Origin of the sequence: Streptomyces sp. NPDC020597, assembly GCF_044335095.1 — a bacterium.
Lineage (GTDB): Bacteria > Actinomycetota > Actinomycetes > Streptomycetales > Streptomycetaceae > Streptomyces.
In genome coordinates this window covers 493,637-517,329 of sequence record NZ_JBIRUL010000003.1, presented here as the reverse complement: position 1 = coordinate 517,329, position 23,693 = coordinate 493,637, and the positions used below count along the sequence as shown (strand labels likewise).

General features: G+C 72.6%; 22 protein-coding genes. 8 read left to right on the top strand and 14 right to left on the bottom strand.

Annotation, left to right across the window (positions count from 1 at the left end; translation table 11 throughout):
* Positions 1-68 precede the first annotated feature (68 nt).
* The gene (locus ACH4ZA_RS08460; RefSeq protein ID WP_398428536.1) at positions 69-1,529 is read left to right on the top strand and encodes an LCP family protein; all 1,461 of its coding nucleotides are present in this window, start codon (positions 69-71) and stop codon (positions 1,527-1,529) included.
* 130 nt (positions 1,530-1,659) lie between these two features.
* Complete coding sequence (locus tag ACH4ZA_RS08455; protein WP_319279890.1) at positions 1,660-2,022, top strand: four-helix bundle copper-binding protein; 363 nt, start codon at positions 1,660-1,662, stop codon at positions 2,020-2,022.
* 112 nt (positions 2,023-2,134) lie between these two features.
* Here ACH4ZA_RS08455 and ACH4ZA_RS08450 read toward each other — a convergent pair whose 3' ends face one another.
* A complete protein-coding gene (locus ACH4ZA_RS08450; protein WP_319279891.1) occupies positions 2,135-3,415 on the bottom strand; it encodes an LCP family protein in 1,281 nt (426 codons plus the stop codon).
* A 120-nt stretch (positions 3,416-3,535) separates the two neighbouring features.
* Between ACH4ZA_RS08450 and ACH4ZA_RS08445 the strand changes: the two genes are divergently transcribed.
* Positions 3,536-4,096, top strand: coding sequence for an acyl-CoA thioesterase (locus ACH4ZA_RS08445; protein WP_319279892.1), 561 nt, complete (start codon positions 3,536-3,538; stop codon positions 4,094-4,096).
* A gap of 56 nt (positions 4,097-4,152) precedes the next feature.
* Here the strand turns inward: ACH4ZA_RS08445 and ACH4ZA_RS08440 are convergent, their stop codons facing one another.
* On the bottom strand, positions 4,153-5,310 hold the full coding sequence (locus tag ACH4ZA_RS08440) for an acyl-CoA dehydrogenase (protein ID WP_319279893.1): 1,158 nt from the start codon (positions 5,308-5,310) through the stop codon (positions 4,153-4,155).
* A 199-nt stretch (positions 5,311-5,509) separates the two neighbouring features.
* Here ACH4ZA_RS08440 and ACH4ZA_RS08435 point away from each other — a divergent pair, with 199 nt between their 5' ends.
* Positions 5,510-6,853 (top strand): UDP-glucose/GDP-mannose dehydrogenase family protein, encoded by a 1,344-nt coding sequence (locus ACH4ZA_RS08435; RefSeq protein WP_319279895.1) that lies wholly within the window; start codon positions 5,510-5,512, stop codon positions 6,851-6,853.
* 245 nt (positions 6,854-7,098) lie between these two features.
* On the opposite strand, the gene ACH4ZA_RS08430 is transcribed toward ACH4ZA_RS08435, so the two are convergent.
* On the bottom strand, positions 7,099-7,602 hold the full coding sequence (locus tag ACH4ZA_RS08430) for a CGNR zinc finger domain-containing protein (protein ID WP_319279896.1): 504 nt from the start codon (positions 7,600-7,602) through the stop codon (positions 7,099-7,101).
* Positions 7,603-7,707: 105 nt separating this feature from the next.
* Between ACH4ZA_RS08430 and ACH4ZA_RS08425 the strand changes: the two genes are divergently transcribed.
* Both ACH4ZA_RS08425 and ACH4ZA_RS08420 read left to right on the top strand, forming a co-directional pair.
* Complete coding sequence (locus ACH4ZA_RS08425) at positions 7,708-8,067, top strand: VOC family protein (RefSeq protein ID WP_319279897.1); 360 nt, start codon at positions 7,708-7,710, stop codon at positions 8,065-8,067.
* Between the two features lie 16 nt (positions 8,068-8,083).
* Entirely contained in the window at positions 8,084-8,491 is a 408-nt protein-coding gene (locus ACH4ZA_RS08420; RefSeq protein ID WP_319279898.1) for a VOC family protein, read from the top strand.
* A gap of 73 nt (positions 8,492-8,564) precedes the next feature.
* On the opposite strand, the gene ACH4ZA_RS08415 is transcribed toward ACH4ZA_RS08420, so the two are convergent.
* The 4 genes from ACH4ZA_RS08415 to ACH4ZA_RS08400 form a co-directional block, all read right to left on the bottom strand.
* Positions 8,565-9,815 (bottom strand): dipeptidase, encoded by a 1,251-nt coding sequence (locus ACH4ZA_RS08415; protein ID WP_319279899.1) that lies wholly within the window; start codon positions 9,813-9,815, stop codon positions 8,565-8,567.
* A 137-nt stretch (positions 9,816-9,952) separates the two neighbouring features.
* Positions 9,953-11,140 carry a dipeptidase gene (locus tag ACH4ZA_RS08410; protein ID WP_319279900.1) on the bottom strand — a complete coding sequence of 396 codons (1,188 nt, stop codon included), beginning with the start codon at positions 11,138-11,140 and terminating at the stop codon, positions 9,953-9,955.
* Positions 11,141-11,148: 8 nt separating this feature from the next.
* Positions 11,149-11,646, bottom strand: a complete 498-nt coding sequence (gene purE / locus ACH4ZA_RS08405; RefSeq protein ID WP_319279908.1) for a 5-(carboxyamino)imidazole ribonucleotide mutase — start codon at positions 11,644-11,646, stop codon at positions 11,149-11,151.
* A gap of 20 nt (positions 11,647-11,666) precedes the next feature.
* Positions 11,667-12,806 carry a 5-(carboxyamino)imidazole ribonucleotide synthase gene (locus ACH4ZA_RS08400; protein WP_319279901.1) on the bottom strand — a complete coding sequence of 380 codons (1,140 nt, stop codon included), beginning with the start codon at positions 12,804-12,806 and terminating at the stop codon, positions 11,667-11,669.
* A 198-nt stretch (positions 12,807-13,004) separates the two neighbouring features.
* On the opposite strand from ACH4ZA_RS08400, the gene ACH4ZA_RS08395 reads away from it, so the two are divergent.
* The gene (locus tag ACH4ZA_RS08395; protein ID WP_319279902.1) at positions 13,005-13,520 is read left to right on the top strand and encodes a GtrA family protein; all 516 of its coding nucleotides are present in this window, start codon (positions 13,005-13,007) and stop codon (positions 13,518-13,520) included.
* Positions 13,521-13,541: 21 nt separating this feature from the next.
* Here ACH4ZA_RS08395 and ACH4ZA_RS08390 read toward each other — a convergent pair whose 3' ends face one another.
* Positions 13,542-14,816 carry an ATP-binding protein gene (locus ACH4ZA_RS08390; protein ID WP_319279903.1) on the bottom strand — a complete coding sequence of 425 codons (1,275 nt, stop codon included), beginning with the start codon at positions 14,814-14,816 and terminating at the stop codon, positions 13,542-13,544.
* A 160-nt stretch (positions 14,817-14,976) separates the two neighbouring features.
* Positions 14,977-15,654 (bottom strand): response regulator transcription factor, encoded by a 678-nt coding sequence (locus tag ACH4ZA_RS08385; protein ID WP_069768534.1) that lies wholly within the window; start codon positions 15,652-15,654, stop codon positions 14,977-14,979.
* A 516-nt stretch (positions 15,655-16,170) separates the two neighbouring features.
* On the opposite strand from ACH4ZA_RS08385, the gene ACH4ZA_RS08380 reads away from it, so the two are divergent.
* The gene (locus tag ACH4ZA_RS08380) at positions 16,171-17,667 is read left to right on the top strand and encodes an oligopeptide:H+ symporter (RefSeq protein WP_319279904.1); all 1,497 of its coding nucleotides are present in this window, start codon (positions 16,171-16,173) and stop codon (positions 17,665-17,667) included.
* 76 nt (positions 17,668-17,743) lie between these two features.
* Here ACH4ZA_RS08380 and ACH4ZA_RS08375 read toward each other — a convergent pair whose 3' ends face one another.
* From ACH4ZA_RS08375 to serS, 5 genes are all read right to left on the bottom strand, one after another.
* Positions 17,744-18,994 (bottom strand): hypothetical protein, encoded by a 1,251-nt coding sequence (locus tag ACH4ZA_RS08375; RefSeq protein WP_319279909.1) that lies wholly within the window; start codon positions 18,992-18,994, stop codon positions 17,744-17,746.
* 68 nt (positions 18,995-19,062) lie between these two features.
* Positions 19,063-20,262, bottom strand: a complete 1,200-nt coding sequence (locus ACH4ZA_RS08370; protein WP_398428572.1) for a hypothetical protein — start codon at positions 20,260-20,262, stop codon at positions 19,063-19,065.
* A 71-nt stretch (positions 20,263-20,333) separates the two neighbouring features.
* Positions 20,334-21,188, bottom strand: coding sequence for a hypothetical protein (locus tag ACH4ZA_RS08365; protein WP_398428534.1), 855 nt, complete (start codon positions 21,186-21,188; stop codon positions 20,334-20,336).
* Positions 21,189-21,230: 42 nt separating this feature from the next.
* Positions 21,231-21,950 carry an LPXTG cell wall anchor domain-containing protein gene (locus ACH4ZA_RS08360; RefSeq protein ID WP_319279906.1) on the bottom strand — a complete coding sequence of 240 codons (720 nt, stop codon included), beginning with the start codon at positions 21,948-21,950 and terminating at the stop codon, positions 21,231-21,233.
* A gap of 165 nt (positions 21,951-22,115) precedes the next feature.
* Positions 22,116-23,420, bottom strand: a complete 1,305-nt coding sequence (gene serS, locus ACH4ZA_RS08355; RefSeq protein WP_398428532.1) for a serine--tRNA ligase — start codon at positions 23,418-23,420, stop codon at positions 22,116-22,118.
* Between the last annotated feature and the right edge of the window lie 273 nt (positions 23,421-23,693).

Here is a 23,693-nt window from a genome sequence, read left to right as displayed (position 1 = left end):
GCAGATCGTATGGGCCTACCGTTCCAACGGCTTCCCCCCACCCACGGCCGCCGCCCGGAGGTGCCCGTATGCCCACCACACCGCCCCGGATCCCGCGCCGCCCCCGCCCGCAGCGCCGCGTGCCCCCTCACCCCGCCCGACGACGGCGCCCCCGCTGGGCCGTCCGGGCGGCGACCACCCTCTCCGTGGTGCTGCTCGCCTCCGCGGGCATCGGCCACTCGGTGATCAGCAGCCTCGACGCCGGCATCGCCCGGGTCGACCCCTTCAAGGACATGAAGAACCGCCCGCGGGCCGGCCACGGCATGAACGTGCTGCTCGTCGGCACCGACGGCCGCGACCGGATCAGCGCGAAGGAGCGCCGCCGGTACCGCCTGGGCGGGGCTCCCTGCCACTGCACCGACACGATCATGATCGTGCACGTCTCCGAGGACCGGGAGCGGGCCAGCGTGGTCAGCCTCCCGCGCGACTCCTACGCCGAGACGCCGCCGCACACCGACCAGGTCACCGGCAAGGAGCACCACGGCCACCCCATCAGGATCAACGCGGCGTACGCGGAGGGCGGGCCGCAGCTGACCGTCCGCACGGTCGAGAACATGACGCACGTCAAGATCGACCACTATCTGGAGGTCGACTTCACCAGCTTCATGAAGACCGTGGACGTCCTCGGCGGCGTGAAGATCTGCACGGCGACGCACCTGAAGGACGCGTACACCGGACTGGACCTGGAGCCCGGCGCGCACACCCTCGAAGGCGGCGAGGCCCTGCAGTACGTGCGTTCACGGCACACGGACGCCTCGTCCGACCTCGGCCGGATGAAGCGACAACAGCGGTTCCTCGCGGCCCTGCTGGACCGGGCCACCTCCTCCGGGGTCCTGCTCAACCCGCTGAGGTTCCGCGACGTGACCCGGGCGGTGCTCGGCTCGGTACGGGCCGACCGGGGGTTCGGCGCCGACGAACTGCTGGACCTCGGGAGGGCGATGCGCGCCTTCTCCCCGTCCTCCTCCGAGTTCGTCACCGTGCCCGTCGGAGAGATGGCGTACCTCGTGAAGGGCGTCGGCTCGACGCTGAAGTGGGACCCGGTGAAGTCGCGGCGCCTCTTCCGCGCCCTGCGCGACGACAAGCCCCTCGCCGCACACGGCCGGCGGCTCGACCGCGGGGTCGCGCGCGTGGACGTCGCGCCGCAGCAGATCCGCGTCCAGGTGGAGAACGGCACGCACACCACGGGACTCGGCAGGCGGGTGGACGCGGCGCTCGCGGCGACGGGCTTCCGCACGAGCGGGCAACCGGTCAGCGCGGCCGACCCGACCGTCCGGCGCACGGTCGTCTCCTACGACCCGCGCTGGGACCGCTCCGCGAAGTCCCTCGCCACCGCCCTGCCGCACAGCGAACTGCGGGCCGTGAAAGGCCTCGGGCCGACGCTGAGAGTGACCGCCGGCGCGGACTTCCGGGGAGTGCGCACCGTGCGCGCGGCCGACGCCGAGCACGGGGAGTTCGCCGTCGTACGCGGCGACGAGGTGGGCTGCGGCTAGGACGCGGATCACGGGGGCAGGGGCTCCCCGATGGCGAGGGTCCGCGGGAGGGCGTAGGACGGAAGGGCACGCACCGGGCCCGCCCGGCCCCCCTCACTCCCGCACGGGCCCCTCACCACGAGGAGGAGCCATGACCCAGCCCGGAACCATGAACGCCATGAGCAGCCAGATGCAGGACTGCGTCGAGGCCTGCATGTCCTGCCACAGCATGTGCGAGGAGACCATGAGCTCCTGCATGCAGATGGGCGGCCAGGCCCAGATGCAGATCATGCGCGCGCTGCTGGACTGCTCCGAGACGACCCGCATGTGCGCGGACATGATGATGCGCCGCTCGCCCATGGCGACCGAGATGTGCGCGATGTGCGCCAAGGCGTGCGACATGTGCGCCGAGGCGTGCACGGCCATGCCGGACGATCCCCAGATGATCCGCTGCGCCGAGTCCTGTCGCCGCTGCGCCGAGATGTGCCGCACGATGGCGGGCGCCACGATGTGACGCCGCGCCGCCGGAGGACGGAGAGGGGCGCCCGGTGCGGGCGCCCCTCTTCGTGCACGGGTGGGTCCGGTCCTCGTACGCGGGTGGGTCCGGACGGTCCGGTCCGGTCCGGTCAGTTGCCGGTGACGGTGACCTTCTCGTCGTTGTTCAGCTCGTTCACCAGCTGCTTCACCTTCGCCTTGTCCCAGACGAGGTTGCCGCCGGAGGAGCCGGAGATCGGCATGTTCAGCGAGGTGCCGTCGCCGCCGTTGACGCCCTTCATCGCGAAGAACATGGACCCGAGGTCGTACAGACCCATGTCCTTGTCGACGATGAGGGAGTCGAGGCCCGCGCTCATCGTCGGGTACAGCTTGAAGGGGTTCAGGACCGTGCCGGGAGTGGCCACCTCGTGGGCGAGGGCCGCGAGGAACTTCTGCTGGTTCTTGGTGCGCTGCAGGTCGGACGCGGCGAACGCGTGACGGGTGCGGACGAAGGCAAGCGCCTCCTCGCCGTTCAGCGTCTGCTTGCCCGCCTGGAAGTCTGCGCCCGAGTACTTGTCCTTGAAGGCCTTGTCGATGGTGATCTCGACGCCGCCGACCGCGTCCACGATGCTCGCGAAGCCGGCGAAGCCGATCTCCACGTAGTGGTCGATGCGCAGGCCGGTGTTGAACTCGATCGTGCGGACCAAGAGCTCGGGGCCGTCCGTCGCGTACGCGGCGTTCAGCTTGATGTGCCGGCCGCTGCCCTTGTACGTCTTGCCGGACTCCGAGCCGACGAACGTCGGGAGCTCCACGTCCGAGTCGCGCGGCAGCGAGATCAGGGTGTCGCCGCCCGACCCGACGTGCAGGATCATCATCGAGTCGGTGCGCTTGCCCTCGGCGGAGCCGGTGTGCAGCTTCTTCTTCTCCTCGGCGGACATGCCCTCGCGGCTGTCGGAGCCGACGATCAGGTAGTTCGTGCCGTCGCCGCCCTCGGGCCGGTCGATGACCTTCGACAGGTCGACCTCGCGCTTGAGCTTGCCGTCGGCCCAGAAGTAGGTGCCGACCGCCGTCACGACCAGCACGGTCACGACGGTGATCGCCGTCCACTTGATGCGGCGGCGCCAGTTCGGCGCGGGCCGCGGCTCACCGCCGCGGTATCCGCCGCTCCCCCCGCCGTCGCCGCCGTCGCCGTAGACCTGACCCGTGTTGTAGCCGCTGTCGTAACCGGTCTGGCGGGCGTCGGTGTAGTCGCCGTAACCCTGGCCGTTGACGTACGACGGCTGCGGCGGGACGCCGGCGCCCTGCGGCGGCGCGGCCGGGCCGCGGCGCACCTGCCGCATGACTCGCGGGCTCTCGGGCTGCGCGTTCGCGCTGCCGCCGCCGTACCGGTTGCCGCGGTCCCTGTCGGACCATCCCTCGGGCCAATCGTTCATGCGGACCAGTGTGCAGGGCAGTGCTGTGTGCCGTACAAGGGCCGTCGGAGAATCAGGGCCCCGCTGTTGCCAAGCTGACACAAAGTCCCGGGTTGTCCCCCGCACCATAAGGTGGAGGACATGACAGACCAGGTCACCGCAGCGGAGTCGGGCAGCACCCCGGACATCCCGGGCAAGCCCACGTCGGCGTCCCGCACCACCCTCAGCCACATCATGACCCACAACGACACCAACCTCCTGGGCACGGTGCACGGCGGTGTGATCATGAAGCTCGTCGACGACGCGGCGGGCGCCGTGGCTGGCCGGCACTCCGGCGGCCCCGCCGTCACCGCGTCGATGGACGAGATGGCCTTTCTCGAGCCGGTCCGCGTCGGCGACCTCGTCCATGTGAAGGCGCAGGTCAACTGGACCGGCCGGACGTCGATGGAAGTGGGCGTGCGGGTCCTGGCCGAGCGCTGGAACGAGTCCGCCCCGGCCACCCAGGTCGGCTCGGCCTACCTGGTGTTCGCCGCCGTCGACGCCGACGGCAGGCCGCGCACGGTCCCGCCGGTCCTCCCCGAGACGGAACGCGACGAGCGCCGTTTCCAGGAAGCCCAGATCCGCCGCACCCACCGCCTGGCCCGCCGCCGGGCGATCATGGAACTGCGCGAGCGCCGGATCTCGGAGGGGCTCGAGGACTGAGCGGCCGTACGACGAAGGCCCCGGCACACCCGGGGCCTTCCTTCCCGCGCGGACGACTACGGCAGGTTCCTCGCCATCACGATGCGCTGAACTTGGTTCGTGCCTTCGTAAATCTGGGTGATCTTGGCGTCGCGCATCATGCGCTCGACCGGGTAGTCGCGGGTGTAGCCGTAGCCGCCGAGGAGCTGGACGGCGTCCGTGGTGACCTCCATCGCCACGTCCGAGGCGAAGCACTTGGCGGCCGCGCCCTGGAAGGTGAGGTCGGAGTCGAGGCGCTCGGACTTGGCCGCCGCCGCGTACGTCAGCTGGCGGGCCGCCTCGATCTTCATGGCCATGTCGGCGAGCATGAACTGGATGCCCTGGAAGTCGGCGATCGGCTTGCCGAACTGCTTGCGCTCCTGGACGTAGCCCTTGGCGTAGTCGAAGGCTCCCTGCGCGACGCCGAGGGCCTGCGCGGCGATCGTGATGCGGGTGTGGTCGAGCGTCTTCATCGCCGTCGCGAAGCCGGTGCCCTCCTCGCCGATCATGCGGTCCGCCGGGATGCGGACGTTGTCGAAGTAGACCTCGCGGGTCGGGGAGCCCTTGATGCCGAGCTTCTTCTCCGGGGCGCCGAAGGAGACGCCCTCGTCGGACTTCTCGACGACGAACGCGGAGATGCCCTTGGAGCGCTTCGTCGGGTCCGTCACGGCCATGACCGTGTAGTACTCGCTGACGCCGGCGTTGGTGATCCAGCGCTTGACGCCGTTGAGAATCCAGTGGTCGCCGTCGCGGACCGCCTTCGTCTTCATGCCGGCCGCGTCCGAGCCCGCGTCCGGCTCGGAGAGCGCGTACGAGAACATCGCGTCGCCCTTGGCGAGCGGCGACAGGTACTTCTTCTTCAGGTCCTCGGAACCGGAGAGGATCACCGGGAGCGAGCCCAGCTTGTTGACCGCGGGGATCAGCGAGGACGACACGCAGACGCGGGCCACCTCCTCGATCACGATGACGGTCGCGAGGGCGTCGGCGCCCGCGCCGCCGTACTCCTCGGGGACGTGCACGGCGTGCAGGTCGCTGGCCACCAGCGCGTCCAGCGCCTCCTGCGGGAAGCGTGCCTCCTCGTCCACCGCGGCGGCGAACGGCGCGATCTTCGCCTCGGAGAGCGAACGGATGGCGTCGCGGAGCATGTCGTGCTCCTCGGACGGGCGGTACAGGTCGAAATCAGCCGATCCGGCCAAGGTGTCTCACGCTCCAAAGACGCTGCGGTCACCGTGCTAATTACCGTTAAGTAACTCAAATTTTAAAACGTCGCCGAGCCTGGTGATACGTGACCTTGGCGACAGGGGTCCCGCCCCGTGATCTGCCCGGTGAAGGGCGTCCGCACGCCCCGACTATGCTCGGGCGCGCAGCGACCGGCATCCCCCACCTGGAGCATTCATGGCCCTCAACATCACCGTGATCGGCACCGGCTATCTCGGCGCGACCCACGCCGCGGCCATGGCCGAGCTGGGATTCGAGGTGCTCGCTCTCGACGTGGTGCGCGAGAAGATCGAGATGCTCGAGCGCGGTGAGACGCCCATGTACGAGCCCGGTCTCGAGGAGCTGCTGCGTCGGCACGTCGCCGGGTTCGAGGGTTCCAGCGGGCGCCTGCGCTTCACCCAGGACTGGGCCGAGGTGGGGGCGTTCGGAGACGTCCACTTCGTCTGCGTCAACACGCCCCAGAAGCACGGCGAGTACGCGTGCGACATGTCGTACGTCGAGTCCGCGATCGCCTCCCTCGCCCCGCATCTGACGCGGCCCGCGCTGGTCGTCGGCAAGTCGACCGTGCCGGTGGGCTCCGCGGACCGGCTGGCCCGCATGGTCGCCGAGCTCGCGCCGGCCGGCGAGGACGCCGAGCTCGCCTGGAACCCGGAGTTCCTGCGGGAGGGCTTCGCCGTGCAGGACACGCTGCACCCGGACCGGATCGTCGTCGGCGTGCGCAGCGAGCGGGCCGAGGCGCTGCTGCGGCAGGTGTACGAGACGCCCGTCGGCGAGGGCTCCCCGTTCGTCGTCACCGACTTCCCCACGGCCGAGCTGGTGAAGACGTCCGCGAACTCCTTCCTCGCCACCAAGATCTCCTTCATCAACGCCATGGCGGAGGTGTGCGAGGCCGCCGACGGCGACGTCGCCAAGCTGGCCGAGGCGATCGGGTACGACGACCGGATCGGCAAGAAGTTCCTGCGGGCGGGGATCGGGTTCGGCGGCGGCTGTCTGCCCAAGGACATCCGTGCCTTCATGGCCCGGGCCGGCGAGCTGGGGGCCGACCAGGCGCTCACGTTCCTGCGCGAGATCGACTCGATCAACATGCGCCAGCGGGGTCGGATGGTGGAGCTGGCGCGGCAGGCGCTGGGGGGCGGGTCGTTCCTGGGCAAGCGGGTCGCCGTGCTCGGCGCCACCTTCAAGCCCGACTCGGACGACGTCCGGGACTCCCCCGCGCTGAACGTGGCCGGGCAGATCCATCTGCAGGGCGGTCAGGTCACCGTGTACGACCCGAAGGGCATGGAGAACGCCCGTCGGCTGTTCCCCACCCTCGGTTACGCCCCCTCGGCGCTCGACGCCGTCCGGGGCGCCGACGCGGTGCTGCACCTCACCGAGTGGCGGGAGTTCCGCGAGCTGGACCCGGCGGCGCTCGGCGAGGTGGCGACGACCCGGCTGATCCTCGACGGCCGCAACGCGCTCGACCCCGAGCTGTGGCGCAAGGCCGGCTGGACCTACCGGGGGATGGGCCGCCCGACGGCCTGACGACACCCGCGCGCTCGCGCGGCGCCACGGGACGCCGGGGGGACTGCGGGAGACCGCGGAGGACTGCGGGGGACTGCGGGGGCCCTCTCATGTGTGTGTGGGGGTGCAGGCGACGCCGGTTCGGCCGAGGCTCAGTCGGCCGAACCGGCGTCTTTCTGCATTCTGCACCACCGGCCTGTGCGACGGCCGGTGAACTCCTTCCCCCAGCGGGTCGCTTCGCTCAGCGGATCGCTTCGACCGGCGGGTCACTTCGACCGGTAGCGGCGCATCTTGGCCCGGGCTCCGCAGACCTGCATCGAGCACCAGCGGCCCCGCCCGGCCGGGCTGCGGTCGTAGTACGCCCAGTGGCAGGTGACGGCCTCGCAGGCCTTCAGCCGGGTCCAGGTGCCCTCGACGAGCGCCTGCGCCACGGCGGTCGCCGTACGGGCGAGCAGTGCGGACCCGCCCGGGGCGGGGGCGAGGCGGGCGGAGCCGTCGTGGGCGTCGACCGTCACCAGCAGGGGCGCGGCCGCGAGCAGGTCGCCCAGCGGGGTCACCGCGCGGTGCGGCGGATGGCCCGCGTGGGCCAGCAGGGCGGCGCGCAGGGACTCCCGCAGCTCTCGGGCGTGCGCCGCCTCGTCCTCGGTGATCCCGAACGTCGCCCGGCCCTGCGCGGTGTCCAGCGCGTCGGCGCCGGACTCGACGTCCAGCGTGTTCACCAGGGACTCGACGAGGGCCAGGTCGCCGGGTGCGGCCGATCGCTCACTCATGCTTGCGACGTTACCGGTGATACGAGAGTATGCGGTAACGGTTACTGGTTACCCCCATCTAGGGGTAACCGGCGAGCAGGCAACTTCGACTCGAGGAGGAGCGTCATGGCTCTCGCTGAACTGGGCGTCGTCGTTCTGGACTGTCCCGACCCGCGCGCGCTGGCCGGTTTCTACGCCGAGGTGCTGGGCGGCAGCACGGAGGGCGACGACGACTGGGTCGACCTGAGACTGCCCGACGGCCGGTCGCTGGCCTTCCAGGCCGCCCCCGGGCACACGCCGCCCGCCTGGCCCGCGCCCGAGCACTCGCAGCAGTTCCATCTGGACCTGACGGTGGCCGATCTGGACGCGGCCGAGCGCCGCGTGCTCGCCCTCGGCGCGAAGCCGCTGGACGCGGAGGACCGCTCGCGCGGCTGGCGTGTGTACGCCGATCCGGCCGGGCACCCGTTCTGCCTGTGCTCGTGCTGACTTCCTGGAGGCTTGCGTGCCGCCCGTAGCCCGATTCCGTTCCGTCGTCGTCGACTGTCCCGATCCGCGCGCGCTCGCCGGTTTCTACGCGGCGCTCCTGAGCGGCTCGCTGGATGCCGGGGAGGGCGAGGAGGGCGAGGACGACTGGATCGTGCTGCGCGTCCCCGACGGAACCAGGATCGCCTTCCAGCGGGTCGAGGGGTACACGCCGCCGGAGTGGCCGCGCGCGGACCGCAACCCGCAGCAGTTCCACCTTGACCTCGACGGCGGCGCCACCTGGGAGGAGCTGGACGCCGCCCACGAGCGGGTGCTGGCGCTCGGCGCCCGCCCGCTGGACCTGGAGGACCGGGAGAAGAAGGGCTTCCAGGTGTACGCCGACCCCGCCGGGCATCCGTTCTGCCTCTGCCGCATCGAAGACGCGTGAACCGGGCGGCCCGCACAGGCCGCACCGGCCGCGCGGGGCGGTGGGCCGCGCCGGGCGGGTGGGCCGCGCCGGGTCAGGCGTCCTGGCGGCCGTCCAGTTGCGCGACTCCCGCCGTGGGCGGGTCCCTGCGGTCACGGGCCGCCCGGGCCGCGAAGTCGGCCGTGCGCAGGACGCGCTGCATGTTGCCCCAGGTCAGAAGGGCGATGTCGGTCTCCGGCCAGCCCCGGCCCAGCAGCTCGGCGATGAGGTGCGGGTAGCCGGAGGCGTCGGCGAGGCCCTGCGGGTGGGCGGCACCGGAGTCGTAGGTGCCGGACAGGCCGACGCAGTCCGGGCCGGCGATCGCGCGGACGTGGTCGAGGTGGTCGGCCACGTCCCGCACGCTCGGGCCGGTCTGCTCGGCGGTCAGCGGCACCAGGCACAGTCCCTTGGCCGCGCCCAGCTCGGCGAGCAGCCCGTCGGGCAGGTTGCCGGGATGCGGGCGCAGCGCGCGGGCGGCGGAGCGGGTGCACAGCACCGGCGTCTTGGACAGCGCCAGCACGCGGCCCATGGTGGCGTCGGAGGCGCCGGAGAGGTCGGCCAGCACTCCGATCCGGTTCATCTCGCGCACCACTTCCTCGCCGAACCGGGTCAGCCCCGACTCACCCGCCCAGGAGGCGCCGACGAGGGTCAGGACGCGCAGGCCGAGGGTGTGCAGCGAGCGCAGGATGCCGAGGGAGCCGTCCATCGCCGCGGCCGTGGCGGGGCCCAGTACGACGGCCACCCGGCCGCAGTGGTGGGCGTCGATGACCTGCCCGGCGCTGAGCGCCAGCCGCAGTCCCTCGGGATGGGCGGCGATCACCGACCGGGCGTGGTCCAGCTGCTCCAGGGTCGCGCCGACGGCCCGTTCGGAGGCGAGGCCCTCGGGCGGATGCAGCGACCACAGCAGCGCACCGACATGGCCCTCCCGCAGCCGGGGCACATCCGTGTCGACGGCGCTCTCGCCGAGCTGGAGGTCGTACCAGGGAAGATGCCGCAGGGCCCACGGCAGTCCGCTGTAGCCGTCGGCGACGGGGTGGTCGGCGAGGAGGGCCCGGGCGCGCTCCAACGGGCTGTCCTGCGCCCCCCGCTCCCTTTCCCGCTCCCGTTCCTGCTCGGACCCCGGCTCCGGCCCGTGTTCCCGCTCGGGCTGCGGCTCCGGGACGGCCCCCGGCGCGGTGGCGCCGGACTCCCCGGTCCCGTTCGTCCCGCGCGTGCACGGGGAGCCCGGGGAAGGGGCCGTCTGCGCCTCGGCGTCCAGCTCGCCGGCCTCGGGAAGAGGCCGCAGTTCGTCCTGGAGGTCGGCCATGACGGTCTCCGTACGTCGATCAGCAGTACGGTCACCGTCGCACGGGGGGCGGCGTTCTTCCCGGTGGACAGGGCGTTCGGGGGTACGGGGGCGGGACGGCCGCCCCCGCCCGCGTCGGAGGGGTGTGTCGGAGGGGGTCAGCCGTCCAGCGAGCCGATCGTCGCGTGGGACGCCGCGCGTGTGGCCCGCAGGTCCCGGGCCACGTCCTCCGCGGCGCCCAGCACGCGCACCGCGTTCCGCCAGGTCAGCTTGGCGAGGTCGGCGGCCGACCAGCCGCGGTCGAGGAGCTCCGCGATCAGGCGGGGATAGCCGGAGACGTCGTTCAGCCCTTCGGGGGTGAAGGCCGTGCCGTCGTAGTCGCCGCCGATGCCGAGATGGTCGACGCCGGCGGCCTCGCGCATGTGGTCGAGGTGGTCGGCGACCGTGGCGACGGTGGCGACCGGGCGGGGGCGGGTCTCCTCGAAGGCCCGGTGCACCTTCATCGCCGCGGGGGTGGTGTCGAGGGGGTGGAAGCCGTGGGCGCGCATGTTGTCGTCGGCCGCGGCCGTCCAGTCGACCGCCTCCTGGAGGACGAACTTCGGCACGAACGTCACCATCGCCATGCCGCCGTTGGCGGGCAGCCGCTCCAGGACGTCGTCCGGGACGTTGCGCGGATGGTCGCAGACCGCCCGCGCGGAGGAGTGGGAGAAGATCACCGGCGCGCTCGTCGCGTCGAGCGCGTCCCGCATCGTGGTCGCCGCCACGTGCGAGAGGTCGACCAGCATGCCCTCGCGGTTCATCTCGCGCACCACCTCGCGGCCGAAGGCGGTCAGGCCGCCGGCGGCCGGCCGGTCGGTCGCGGAGTCCGCCCAGTCCACGTTGTCGTTGTGGGTGAGGGTCAGGTAGCGCACGCCGAGCGCGTACAGCCCGCGCAGGGCGCCGAGCGAGTTGGCGATGGAGTGACCGCCCTCCGCGCCCATCAGCGAGGCGATACGGCCCTCCGCGCGGGCCGCCTCCATATCGGCGGCCGTCAGCGCGGCGCGCAGGTCGCGCGGGTGGCGGGCGATGAGCCGCCGGACGCAGTCGATCTGCTCCAGCGTCGCCGGCACCGCGTCGGGCAGGTCCGAGCGCACGTACACCGACCAGTACTGCGCGCCGACCCCGCCCGCGCGCAGCCGGGGGATGTCGGTGTGCAGGTGGGCGCGCTGGTCGGCGTCGAGGTCGCGGGCGTCGAGGTCGTAGCGGACCTGTTCGCGCAGCGCCCAGGGCAGGTCGTTGTGGCCGTCGGCGACCGGGAACTCGCGCAGGAGCTCGCGGGCGGCGGCCAGTGAGGTCGGCTCGCTCACGTGGCCCGTCACTTCCCGAAGCCGAAGCCGTTCGAGCCCTCGACCTTGGCCCGCAGGCGCTTGCCCTTCTCGGTGGCCTGGTCGTTCAGCTCCTGCTGGAACTCCCGCATCCGGGCGAGGAGTTCCTCGTCGTGCGTGGCGAGGATGCGGGCGGCCAGCAGGCCGGCGTTGCGCGCGCCGCCGACGGAGACGGTCGCGACGGGGACGCCGGCCGGCATCTGCACGATGGACAGCAGGCTGTCCATGCCGTCCAGGTACTTCAGGGGCACGGGCACGCCGATCACCGGCAGCGGGGTCACGGAGGCGAGCATGCCGGGCAGGTGGGCCGCGCCGCCCGCACCGGCGATGATCGCCTTGAGGCCGCGGTCGGCCGCCTGCTCGCCGTACGCGACCATCTCGCGCGGCATGCGGTGCGCGGAGACGACGTCGACCTCGTACGCGATCTCGAACTCGTCGAGGGCCTGGGCTGCGGCCTCCATGACGGGCCAGTCGCTGTCCGACCCCATGACGATGCCTACGACAGGGCTCATTCGGTGATCGTGCCTCTCAGGTAACCGGCTGCGTGACGTGCGCGCTCGAGGACGTCGTCCAGGTCGTCGCCGTAGGTGTTGACGTGGCCGACCTTGCGGCCGGGCTTCACGTCCTTGCCGTACATGTGGATCTTCAGCTGGGGGTCGCGGGCCATGCAGTGCAGGTACGCGGAGTACATGTCCGGGTAGTCGCCGCCGAGGACGTTGACCATGACCGTCCAGGGGGCGCGCGGACGCGGGTCGCCGAGCGGGAGGTCCAGGACCGCGCGGACGTGGTTGGCGAACTGCGAGGTGATCGCGCCGTCCATCGACCAGTGGCCGGAGTTGTGCGGGCGCATCGCCAGCTCGTTGACGAGGATGCGGCCGTCGCGGGTCTGGAACAGCTCGACCGCGAGGTGGCCGACGACGCCCAGTTCCTTGGCGATGCTGAGGGCCATCTCCTCGGCCCGCAGCGCGAGGGCCTCGTCCAGGCCGGGGGCCGGGGCGATCACGGTGTCGCAGACGCCGCCGACCTGCTGGGACTCGACGACCGGGTACGCGACGGCCTGGCCGTGCGGGGAGCGCACGACGTTGGCGGCGAGCTCGCGCACGTAGTCGACCTTCTCCTCGGCCAGGACGGGAACGCCGGCCCGGAAGGGGTCCTCGGCCTCCTCGGCGGAGTCGACGACCCAGACCCCCTTGCCGTCGTAACCGCCGCGGACGGTCTTCAGGACCACCGGGAAGCCGTCGCCCTCGGCGGCGAACGCGGCCACGTCGGCCGGATCGGTCACGATCCGGTGCCGTGGGCACGGGACGCCGATCGCGTCGAGTCTGGCGCGCATCACCCCCTTGTCCTGGGCGTGCACGAGCGCGTCGGGGCCCGGGCGGACGGGGATGCCGTCCGCCTCCAGCGCCCGTAGATGCTCGGTGGGAACGTGTTCGTGATCGAAGGTGATCACATCGCACCCGCGCGCGAACTCACGGAGCGTGTCGAGATCGCGATAGTCGCCGATGACGACATCGCTCACGACCTGCGCCGCGGAATCCTGTGGGGTGTCACTGAGGAGCTTGAACCTGATGCCGAGCGGGATGCCCGCCTCGTGTGTCATACGAGCGAGCTGGCCCCCGCCGACCATGCCGACTACCGGGAACGTCACGCCCCCAGGGTATCGGCCACGCCGCCGCGGCCGGATCCCGCGCCTCTTACCGGGGCCTTTACCTGCTCATACCCGCCGTATCGCCGCATCCGCCCCCTCGGGGACGGTCCGGTGAGCGGGACCACAGGAAACCGGCAGGAGTGGTGGTTAGCATGGCTGGGTTGACGAAACCGAACCCGGACGGGGGCCTGTACGACCATGGCGCATGGTTCCTCGGGGCTGAAGAGGCTCGTCCACGAGCTGGCCAAGTTCGGAGCCGTGGGCGGCGCGGGACTGCTGGTCAACCTCGGCGTGTTCAACCTCGTCCGCCACCTCACCGATCTGCAGGTGGTGCGGGCGAGCGTGCTGGCGACCGTCGTGTCGATCGTCTTCAACTACGTGGGGTTCCGCTACTTCACCTACCGTGACCGCGACAAGAGCGGACGCACGAGGGAACTGACGCTGTTCATGGCGTTCAGCGCGGTCGGCCTGGTGATCGAGAACGGGCTGCTGTTCACCGCGACGTACGGCTTCGGCTGGGACAGCCCGCTGCAGAACAACGTGTTCAAGTTCGTCGGCATCGGGGTCGCGACGCTGTTCCGGTTCTGGTCCTACCGCACCTGGGTCTTCCGGGCGCTGCCCATGACGGAGCCGGTGCCCGGCGCCGAGACGTTCCGCACGGTGGCCGAGCAGACCGGCAGGCCCGCGCCGAAGGCCTCGCAGCGGGTCGGCTGAGCTCACGAAGGCCCACGGCCCTCACCTGACGGTCGGCTCCTCCTCGCCCGTCGTGCGGACCTGGGGAGCCGTGCGGGACAGGAACAGACCGAAGACCGGGGGCTGCGCCTGGAGCATCTCCAGACGGCCGCCGTCGGCCTCCGCCAGATCGCGGGCCACGGCCAGACCGATGCCGGTGGAGTTGCGGCCGCTGATGGCCCGCTCGAAGATGCGGGCCCCCAGGTCGGCGGGGACGCCCGGCCCCTCGTCGGTCACCTCGACGACGGCCTGGTTGCCGGTGACCCGGGTGCGCAGCGCCACGGTGCCGCCGCCGTGCATGAGGGAGTTCTCGATCAGGGCGGCGAGGACCTGGGCGACCGCGCCGGGCGTGCCCACCGCGCGCAGGTGGCGTTTGCCGGAGCTGACGATGGCCCGGCCGTCGCCGCGGTAGGCGGGGCGCCACTCGGCGAGCTGCTGCTGGATGACCTCGTCGAGGTCGAAGGTGACGGCGGAGCCGGTACGCGGGTCCCGGGCGTTGGTGAGAAGGCGTTCCACCACGTCCGTCAGGCGCTCCACCTGGGTCAGCGCGATCGTGGCCTCCTCCTTCACCGTGTCGGGGTCGTCGGTGAGGGTGATCTCCTCCAGGCGCATGGAAAGGGCCGTCAGGGGGGTGCGCAGCTGGTGGGAGGCGTCCGCCGCGAGCCGTCGTTCGGCGGTGAGCATGCGGGCGATGCGTTCGGCGGACGAGTCGAGGACGTCGGCGACCCGGTCCAGCTCGGGGACGGCGTACCGCTTGTGGCGGGGGCGCGGGTCGCCCGAGCCGAGGCGTTCGGCGGTCTCGGCGAGGTCGGTCAGGGGGGAGGCGAGGCGGTTGGCCTGGCGGATGGCCAGCAGGACCGCGGCGACCACCGCGAGCAGCGCCACGAGGGCGATGATCAGCAGGGTCCGGCCGACCTCCCGGGTCACGGTGGAGCGCGGCTCCTGCACCAGGACGCTCTCGCCCTCCTCGCCCCGGGCCTGCGCCTTGATGACGTCGCCGGTGGGCTTGGTCCCGACCTCGATGACCGGCCGGCCGGGGATGCGGATCTCGGCGTAACGGTCCTGGGTGACCTGGTCGCGCAGTATCGCCGGGGTGACGTTCTCCGAGCCGACCAGCCGGCTGTCCACGATGCTGGCCAGCCGCAGCGCCTCGGAGTCGACCCGCTCCTGGGCGCTGTTGCTGATGGTGCGGGTCTCGACGATGACGAGGGAGACCCCGAACACCGCGATGACGACGAGAACCACGGCGAGGGTGGACTGGATGAGACGGCGGCGCACGGTGCCCTCCGGGGCGGTGACGTGACGAGAGCGGTTTGCACAGCGCCCTCAAGGGGCGCGGGGAACTGTGCGACCGGCCCCCCGCCGGCCCGAGGACGCGCATCCCGCACAAGCCGAGCCGATGGGGACGCGCGTCGTCCGGCCCACCCCGGCGGAGCAGTCAGCTCTTCTCGAAGCGGAAGCCCACACCTCGTACGGTGGCGATGTAGCGGGGGTTGGCCGCGTCGTCGCCGAGCTTCTTGCGCAGCCAGGAGATGTGCATGTCGAGGGTCTTGGTCGACGACCACCAGGTGGTGTCCCACACCTCGCGCATCAGCTGGTCGCGGGTGACGACCCGGCCCGCGTCGCGCACGAGCACCCGTAGCAGGTCGAACTCCTTGGCGGTGAGCTGGAGTTCCTCGTCGCCCATCCACGCGCGGTGCGACTCGACGTCGATGCGCACGCCGTGCGTGGCGGGCGGCTGCTGCGGTTCGGACGCGCCGCGCCGCAGCAGGGCCCGGACCCGGGCGAGGAGTTCGGCCAGCCGGAAGGGCTTGGTGACGTAGTCGTCCGCGCCCGCGTCCAGGCCGACGACGGTGTCCACCTCGTCGGCGCGCGCGGTCAGGATCAGGATCGGAATGGCGTGGCCCTCGGAGCGCAGCCGCCGGGCCACCTCCAGGCCGTCCATGCCGGGCAGACCGAGGTCCAGCACGACCAGGTCGACGCCGCCCTGCATTCCGGCGTCCAGCGCGGTGGGGCCGTCCTCGCGCACCTCGACCTCGTAGCCCTCCCGGCGCAGTGCGCGGGCCAGCGGCTCCGAGATGGACGCGTCGTCCTCGGCGAGCAGTACTCGGGTCATGAGCTGATGGTAGTCCGCGGCGGGCGGCCGCCGAAGTGTGATCGCCCATGCGGTTTCTTACCCCGGACATGCCGGACAGACCGGTCGCCGGTCGCGGGCCACGGGCCCGACGGCGCTGGTACGGACCTGCGGTCGGCGGATGGCATCCTGGTGCAGACCTTCGAAGTACCGGCCGCGGTTCCTTGATCACCTGTGATCCGTGTCTCAAGTCCTTCCATATGCGGCGTTGTGCTGTCGTATGGTGAAAGAACGCCTGTAGCACACAAGGACCTTCGGCGGTCGGCTCGACGCCGGGGGTCCCCTCTGTGTGCGGGCCGGTCCGCCGGCCCCGAAAGGAACGACCTGTGGCCGGGCCCCCGACGAGGGGCGTGGATCCCGGTGATCGCCGTCCACCGCTTCGCGATCCGGAGCGGACTCCCCCGGGCGTAGGGGTGGGCGACGCGGTCCGCCGGTGCCGGCCAGCCCCCCACCGGGCGCGCGAGCTCTCGCGGCGCGTCCCGACCAGCAAGGAACGACATGGCGTCCAGCCTGACGAAGGACTCGGTCCGCCCGGGCACCCCCGGTTCCCAGAAGACCTTCTTCGGCCACCCCCGCGGACTGGCCACTCTCTTCATGACCGAGATGTGGGAGCGTTTCTCCTACTACGGCATGCGGGCACTGCTCCCGCTGTACCTGGTCGCCCCCGGCGGCCTGCACCTCAGCGCCGCGACGGCCACCGCCATCTACTCGGTCTACCTGTCGCTCGTGTACCTGCTCACCCTGCCCGGCGGCTGGTTCGCGGACCGCGTGCTCGGCCCCCGCAGGACCGTCGCCGTCGCCGGCGCGATCATCATGCTCGGCCATCTGACCCTCGCGCTGCCGAACGCCGGCACCTTCTACGCGGGCCTCGGTCTCGTCGCCATCGGCTCGGGCCTGCTCAAGGCCAACATCTCCACGATGGTCGGCCACCTCTACGACGGGCCCGACGACCCGCGCCGGGACGGCGGCTTCACGCTGTTCTACATCGGCATCAACCTGGGCGCGTTCGCCGCGCCGCTGATCATCGGCACCATCGGTGAGAACGTCAGCTGGCACCTGGGCTTCGCGCTCGCCGCGCTCGGCATGGGCCTGGGCCTGACCCAGTTCCTCCTCGGCGGCCGCCACCTGAGCACCCGCTCGGACGTCGTCCCCACGCCGCTGTCGGCGCAGGAGAAGGCGGCCACGCTGCGCAAGGCCGCGTTCTGGGCGGCCGTCGCGATCGTCTTCTACGCCGTCGTGGGCGTCTCCGGCGTCTACACGCTGAACTGGCTGCTGGTGCCGATCACGGTGGCCGGCCTGGTCATCCCGGTGCTGGTCATCGCCCGGATGAAGCGGGACAAGGAGCTGGACCGTGCCGAGCAGTCCAAGCTGACGGCGTACGTCTGGTTCTTCGTCGCCGCGGCCGTGTTCTGGATGATCTACGACCAGGGCGGCTCGACGCTGTCGCTGTTCGCGGAGTCCTCGGCGAAGAACAGCGTGTTCGGCTGGGACTTCCCGGTCTCCTGGTACCAGTCGGTCAACCCGGTCCTGATCATGGCGCTGGCGCCGCTCTTCGCCTGGGCCTGGCTGGCGCTGGCCCGCCGCGGCAAGGAGCCCAGCACCGCGACGAAGTTCGCGATGGGCCTCGTGCTGGTGGGCGCGTCGTTCTTCCTGTTCCTGGCCCCGCTCGCGATCGCCGAGGGCGGTCACAAGGCGGCCGCGCTGTGGCTGGCGGCGATCTACTTCGTGCAGACCGTCGGCGAGCTGACCCTCTCCCCCGTCGGCCTGTCCGTCACCACGAAGATGGCGCCCGCGAAGTACGCCTCGCAGATGATGGGCGTCTGGTTCCTGGCCGTCACCGCGGGCGACGCCACGACCGGTCTGCTGTCCATCGCCGGCGTCGACCTCAACAAGACGGGCATCGTGGCTCTGCAGGCCGTGCTCGCCGTCATCGCCGGCGCGGCGGTGTGGATGTACCGCAAGAAGGTCAAGGAGCTCATGGGCGACGTGCACTGACGTCCGCTCCCGCACCGACGGAGGGCCGCCGTACCCGTGCGGGTACGGCGGCCCTCCGTCGTCGGCCTGGCGCGGCTCAGTCCGCCCGCCTCCTGGGCATGAATGTGAACACCGCTCCGCCCAGCAGGATCGCCGTGCCCGCCACCAGGCCCAGCGCCTTCAGGGCGCCGTGGTCCCCGGAGCCCGTCTCCGCGAGACCGCCGCTCGTCGACGTCGACCCGCCTGAGGACGACGAGCCGCTGCCGCCGGACGCGCCGCCGGCCTGTTCCGCTGTGTTCAGCGTGAGGGAGACGGCCGTGCTGTCCGGGGTGCACGTGGTGGTCGTGCCCATGGCCTCGATGACGAGGACGCCCGGGGAGAGCGTGGACTCACCCGTCGCGCCGGGTTTGTAGACGCCCGTGAGGTCCGGGATGCGGATCGGGCTGTTCTGCGGGATCGGAGCGGTGTTGAGCGGGCCCTGCACCGTCACCGAACCCTTGTCGGCGCCGCCCAGCACGATCCTCATGGTCGGCTTCACCTTGCCGGCCGGGATGGCGATCGGGCTGTCCATGACCGACTTCTTGAACTGCACGGTGAGGTCGTAGCTCCCGTCGTTCTTCCTGGCGTTGATCTGGATCGGCGAGGTCGCCTTCTTCACCCCGATCGGCGACTGGCAGGTGTAGGGGATGTCGACGACCTTGCCGGTGAAGTCGCTCTGCCCGCCGCCGGTGGCCGACGGGGACGCACTCGGCGAGGACGACGCCGACGGCGAGCCGGAGCCGCCGGGCGAACCGGACGGCGATCCGCTCGGCGTGGAGCTTCCGCTCGGGGACCCCGAACTCCCGTTGCCCGCCGTCACGGTGATGGTCGCCGCCGGCTGGACCGCCTCCGTCGGCGCGCACTTGGTGTCGGTCGACAGCGCGTTGACGACGTAGGCGTCCGGCGTCAGCTTCACCTGTCCGGCCGCCGTCAGCTTCAGCGTGCCCTTCATGTCGGACAGCGTCATCGCGCCGCCCTTGGGGATCGCCGGGTTCTGCCGGGTCCCCTGCATCGCGATGTCCGCGCTCTGCGCGCCGGCCGCCTTGAGGGTGCCGGACGGCTGGACCGAGTTCGCGGGCAGGTCGATGATGTCGGGGTTCTTCGACGCGGCCTGGGTGAACTTCCAGACGACGTCGACGGTGTCGCCGACCTTCGCGGTGGCCGGCGCGGTGATCTCGACCTTGGTGGTGCCGTTGACGTCGGGCAGGCCGATGCCGGAGGGCGGCACGCACTTGGTGGCGTAGGCGACCTCCGCGGCCTGTGCGGGCGCGGCGGTCACGCCCAGCAGAACGGCCGCCCCGGTGAGCATGACGGCGGCGCCCGCGACGGCCGCTCGCTTCCGGGCGGGCGCCCGCTCGGCGGGTATGGCTCTCTCACTCACGTGGATCCCTTCCTGTGGGGAGTCGTGGGGCTCGGTGAACTCGTGGGATGCGAAGGGCTCACGGGCCCGGAGGGCGCCGAAGGGCTCGCGGAAGACGCCGGGGGCGCGGGCGGGTCGGCGGCCGAAGGGCTCGCGGAGGACGCCGCGGGCGCGGGCGCGGTGGGACTCATGGGAGTCGTCGGTCGGTCGTCGTGCCGCGCGGGGGGCCGGACCGGACCGTCCGGAGCCGTGTCCGGGGTGAACCACGGCAGGGTCGGCTGCGAGCGGACGGCGGACTCCGCGGTCGGGACCTCGGACGGGTGCAGGCGTCCCGGACGGCGGGCGCGGGCCGGCCGCCGGGTCGCCGGGCGGGGGCGCACCCGGTCCACCACGGCCATCCCGATGCGGAAGAGCGCCGCCGGCACCACCAGGCAGAGCAGGATCCAGAAGAGGGTCACGCCCCAGGGCCGGCCCACGCCCCACGGCTGCTCGGCGAGCACCTTCCCGCCGTACTCGAGGGAGACGGTGTAGTCGCCGTGGGCGCCGGCGGCGAGCTCCACGGGCAGCTCGACGCGCGCCTTCCCGCCGGGGCGGATCGTGCCGTGCCACTGCCTCTCGTCCCACTGCGGCGCGAACACCCCGTGCGCGGTGCCGACGCGGAAGACGGGGTTCTCGACGGAACCGGTGCCCACGTTGCCGACGGTGAAGACGAGCGTGCGGGAGGGTGGTGCGCCGAACCAGGTGAGCAGACCGCCGGAACCCTCGAGCCGGGTGTCGGTGAGCACCGACAGCCGTCCGCCGGCCGTCGCCGCGGGCAGCGGCCGGACGGAGTGCCCAGCCACCTGGAGCACCGCGTCGGCCTGCGCCTTCGCTCCGGTCGCGGTGGCCGCGTGCACCACGCACGGACAGGGCGCCGGCGGCTCGGCCACCGGCAAGGGCAGGCTGAAGCGGCCGTGGGCGTCGGCGGTGACGGCGCGGCCGTCTGCGTTGGCGCAGGAGTTGGTCCCGCCGACCACACCCCGGGCCGGCGTCGCCTGCCCGCAGATCAGCAGCATCACCAGCGCGCTCGGCCGCCAGCCGCTGCCGTTGACGGTGACCGAGCCGCCGGCGCCCGCCTGGGCGGTGGAGAGCGTGACGGCCGGCACGTCGGCGGCGGCCGCCGGGCTCGCCGCCGGCAGCAGCGTCAGAAGCAGGATCAGCGTCGGGAACAGCAACAGGGACGGGAACCGCAACAGGGACGTGGACACGGCCGGTGTCGTCGCCGTCACCGTGCTCCACGGCTTGCCTCTCACGCCGGCGCTCCTCTCGACTCGGCTTGCGCGACGGCCGGGCGGCGCGCGCGTCGTCGTACCGCCACGGCGGCCGCCGTGGCCGACAGCGCGACGGCTGCCGCGCCCGCCGTCGCGGCCCACGGCACGAAGCGGGCCGAAGCCCGCCCGGTGGCCTCGGCCGCGCCCGCAGCGGTGACCGTCAGGCGCACGGTGACCGCGTCCAGGGCGGGGCGGTCCGGCCAGGGCTCGTCGAGGGCGAGGCGGCGGCCCGGCGGGAGCCGGACGGGCAGGGTGCGCGGGGCCCGGTCGAGGACGGTCCCGAGCACGCCGTCCGCATGCACGGCGAGCCGCGGGACGAGGACCGTGGTGCCGCGGTTGACCAGCTCGTACGTGATGCGGTCGCCGTGCACGGACACCCGCTCCACGGTCAGCGCGGCCAGCCGGGGGCCGCCGACCCGGACCAGCAGCGGCACGGCGGTCTCCCGGCCGGCCGCGTCCCGCACGACGATCCCGCCGGCGACGTCACCGGGCCGGGCGTTCGCCGGGAGGGTCACCGTGAAGGGGACCTCGGCGCGGGTGCGGGCGGGCACGGCGAGGGCGGCCGGCCCGGCGAAGGCGACCCGCAGACCGGCGCCGACGGCCCGCAGTCGTACGGTGAGCGGCCCGGCGCCCCGGTTGGTGACGGCCACCGTGTCCTGGAGCACCGCGCCGGGCACGCCCTCGCAGTAGAAGGACGGCCGGCCGTCTCCCGCGGGGGCCGCAGCCCAGGCCCCGCCGGCGCCCGCGGGCGCCGCGGCGAGCAGCAGGGGCAGGGACAGCAGCAGGACCAGCGGCAGCGTCAGCAGCGGGGCGCGGGCTGCGGGGTACGGCATCGGCGGCTCCAGCACTCGGGCGCGGGGTGCGGTGCGGTGCGGTCAGCGGCGGGTGCGCGCCGGCTGGTTGCGCCGGGTCAGCCACAGGGCGCCCGCCGCGCCGGCGAGCAGCACGGTGCCGCCGAGGGTGCCGAGGGCGATCGCGGAGTCCTCCGGGCCGGTCTGCGGGAGGTCTCCGCCGGAGCCGCCGGAGCCGGTCGTTCCGCCGGAGCCGGAGCCGCCGCCGGAGCCGCCCCCTGACCCGCCGCCCGCCGCCGTCACGTCGAGGGTGAGCGAGGGGCCCGGGCTGTTGGAGGGCGTGCACGTGGTGGTCGTGCCGAGCGCCTTGATGGTGAGCACGCCGGCCGTGAAGGTGACCTTGCCGGACTTCTTCGGCGTGTACGTGCCGCTGAGGTCGTTGATCTTGATGGGGGTGTTCTCGGGGATCGCGGCCTGGTTGGCGGGCCCGGTGACGTTCAGGGTGCCGCTGTCGGCGCCGCCCAGCTTGACCGTGGCACTCGGCTTCATGGAGCCGGCGCCGAGTTCGACCGGACTGGAGGACACGCCCTTCTGCCAGGACATGGTGATCCGGTAGCCGTCGCCGCTCTTGACGGCCTTGATGTCGATGGGCGAGACGGCGCTCTTGTCGCCGATCGGTGTCTTGCAGCCGTAGTTGACGTTCACGACCTCGGCCATGGCCGCGGGGGCGGCCGTCCAGACCACCGCCGCGCCGGCCAGGGCCGCGGCAGTCGCGAGCGCGGCGGTTCGCTTCCGGTTCGACACGGTCCCGTCCTCCCACTCCCACCGCCCCGCCCTTACTGACGAGGCATCAGATCGAGCCGTCAAGGTACGCCCGGGGCGATGAGGAGGGAAGAGAAGGCACACGCCGGACTTGAGCCGCCCCCGCGGCACCGCGTCCCGCCCGCCGCCACGGCCCCGAGCCCGGGTTCAGCGGCCCCGGAGAAGGGCGGGAGCCCCCCACCGCCGGAGAACCCCGGGGACGACGACCGTTCCGTCGGGACGCTGATGCTGCTCGAGGAGGGCCGGCAGCAGACGGCTGGTGGCCAGTCCCGACGCGTTGAGCGTGTGCACGTACCGCGGCTTACCGCCGTCGGTCGGACGGTAACGGATCAGCCCGCGCCGGGCCTGGTAGTCGCGGGCGTTCGACACCGAGCTGACCTCGGCGTAGGCGCCGAGGCTGGGCAGCCAGACCTCGACGTCGTAGGTCTTCGCCTGGGCCGGGCTGGTGTCCCCTGCGGCGAGCTTCACGACGCGGTGGTGCAGCCCGAGACCCGCCACCAGCTCCTCCGCCCGGGCGAGGAGTTCACGCTGTGCGGCCGCCGACTCCTCGGGCCGGACGTACTGCACCATCTCGACCTTGTTGAACTGGTGGCCGCGCAGCGTCCCGCGCTCCGCCGCGCGGTAGCCGCCTGCCTCCCTGCGGTAACAAGGCGTGTACGAAACGTACTTGAGCGGCAGGTCCGGTTCGTCGAGGGTCTCGCCGCGGTGCAGCGAGACCAGGGCGGTCTCGGCGGTGGGCAGCAGGAAGCGCTCCGGGCGGCCGTGCGCGCCGCGCTCGGTGACGTACACCTCGTCGGCGAACTTGGGGAACTGGCCGGCCGTGTACCCGGCCTCCCAGGCGAGCTGGTGCGGCGGCAGCACGAACTCGTACCCCGCCCGGCGGTGGGCGTCGAGGAAGTGGTTGAGCAGCGCCCATTCCAGGGCGGCGCCCGCGCCCCGGTAGACCCAGTTGCCGCTGCCGGCGAGTGCGACGCCGCGCCGGTGGTCGACGAGGCCGAGCTCCTCGGTGAGGGTGACGTGGTCCTTGGCCGGGAAGCCGGGAACGGGCGGCTCACCGGCGGTCCGGACGACCTCGTTGGCCTCCTTGCCGCCGGCCGGGACGTCGTCGTCGGGAAGGTTGGGCAGGGCGTCGAGAACGTCCTGGTGACGCCGGGCGAGCAGGGCGAGGGCGGCCTCGGCCTCGGCGACCCGGTCGGCCAGCCGTGCGGCGTCGGCCAGCAGGCCGGCGTCGTCCTTCGGCACGGGCGCCGCCCCGGCGTCGGCCCGGCGGCGCGCGGCGATCTGCGCCGAGACGCGCCGGCGCTCGCCGCGCAGCCGCTCCACGGTGGCGCGGGCGGCGCGGAACTCCGCGTCGAGAGCGAGGAAGGCCGGCAGGCCGGCGTCGACGCCGCGCTTGCGCAGGGCGTCGCGGACCCGGTCGGGATGCTGTCGGATGAGGGTGACGTCGAGCATGGTGTGCGTCCGTCCGGTGCTGCCGGAGCGGCGCGCGCCGCCCCGGGGGTGGTCCCTCGGGGCGTGGGCGAGAGGGTGCTCGCGGTGCCACCACGCCTTCACCGCCGCATCGCCCGCCCGGCCGCGGAACAGTCGCCTGTCGGCTGCCGGGAGGACGGACGCCGGTCTCGTCGGGGCCCGGTGACGGGGGCCGGCCGGCGGGGCATTTCCTCCCCGCACTCGGGAGCGGATTCGGCCGGCGACGCGAGACCGCCTTCACACCACCCGGCGGCT

Excerpts from the sequence above, each read along its gene's own strand:
- ACH4ZA_RS08415 (WP_319279899.1), bottom strand. The coding sequence starts at position 9,815 with ATGGCCGACCTCCAGGACGAACTGCGGCCTCTTCCCGAGGCCGGCGAG.
- ACH4ZA_RS08460 (WP_398428536.1), top strand. The coding sequence starts at position 69 with ATGCCCACCACACCGCCCCGGATCCCGCGCCGCCCCCGCCCGCAGCGC.
- ACH4ZA_RS08365 (WP_398428534.1), bottom strand. The coding sequence starts at position 21,188 with ATGCCGTACCCCGCAGCCCGCGCCCCGCTGCTGACGCTGCCGCTGGTC.
- ACH4ZA_RS08395 (WP_319279902.1), top strand. The coding sequence starts at position 13,005 with ATGGCGCATGGTTCCTCGGGGCTGAAGAGGCTCGTCCACGAGCTGGCC.
- purE (WP_319279908.1), bottom strand. The coding sequence starts at position 11,646 with ATGGGGTCGGACAGCGACTGGCCCGTCATGGAGGCCGCAGCCCAGGCC.
- ACH4ZA_RS08450 (WP_319279891.1), bottom strand. The coding sequence starts at position 3,415 with ATGAACGATTGGCCCGAGGGATGGTCCGACAGGGACCGCGGCAACCGG.
- ACH4ZA_RS08425 (WP_319279897.1), top strand. The coding sequence starts at position 7,708 with ATGGCTCTCGCTGAACTGGGCGTCGTCGTTCTGGACTGTCCCGACCCG.
- ACH4ZA_RS08380 (WP_319279904.1), top strand. The coding sequence starts at position 16,171 with ATGGCGTCCAGCCTGACGAAGGACTCGGTCCGCCCGGGCACCCCCGGT.
- ACH4ZA_RS08375 (WP_319279909.1), bottom strand. The coding sequence starts at position 18,994 with ATGCTCACCGGGGCGGCCGTTCTGCTGGGCGTGACCGCCGCGCCCGCA.
- ACH4ZA_RS08455 (WP_319279890.1), top strand. The coding sequence starts at position 1,660 with ATGACCCAGCCCGGAACCATGAACGCCATGAGCAGCCAGATGCAGGAC.
- ACH4ZA_RS08430 (WP_319279896.1), bottom strand. The coding sequence starts at position 7,602 with ATGAGTGAGCGATCGGCCGCACCCGGCGACCTGGCCCTCGTCGAGTCC.
- serS (WP_398428532.1), bottom strand. The coding sequence starts at position 23,420 with ATGCTCGACGTCACCCTCATCCGACAGCATCCCGACCGGGTCCGCGAC.
- ACH4ZA_RS08445 (WP_319279892.1), top strand. The coding sequence starts at position 3,536 with ATGACAGACCAGGTCACCGCAGCGGAGTCGGGCAGCACCCCGGACATC.
- ACH4ZA_RS08435 (WP_319279895.1), top strand. The coding sequence starts at position 5,510 with ATGGCCCTCAACATCACCGTGATCGGCACCGGCTATCTCGGCGCGACC.
- ACH4ZA_RS08385 (WP_069768534.1), bottom strand. The coding sequence starts at position 15,654 with ATGACCCGAGTACTGCTCGCCGAGGACGACGCGTCCATCTCGGAGCCG.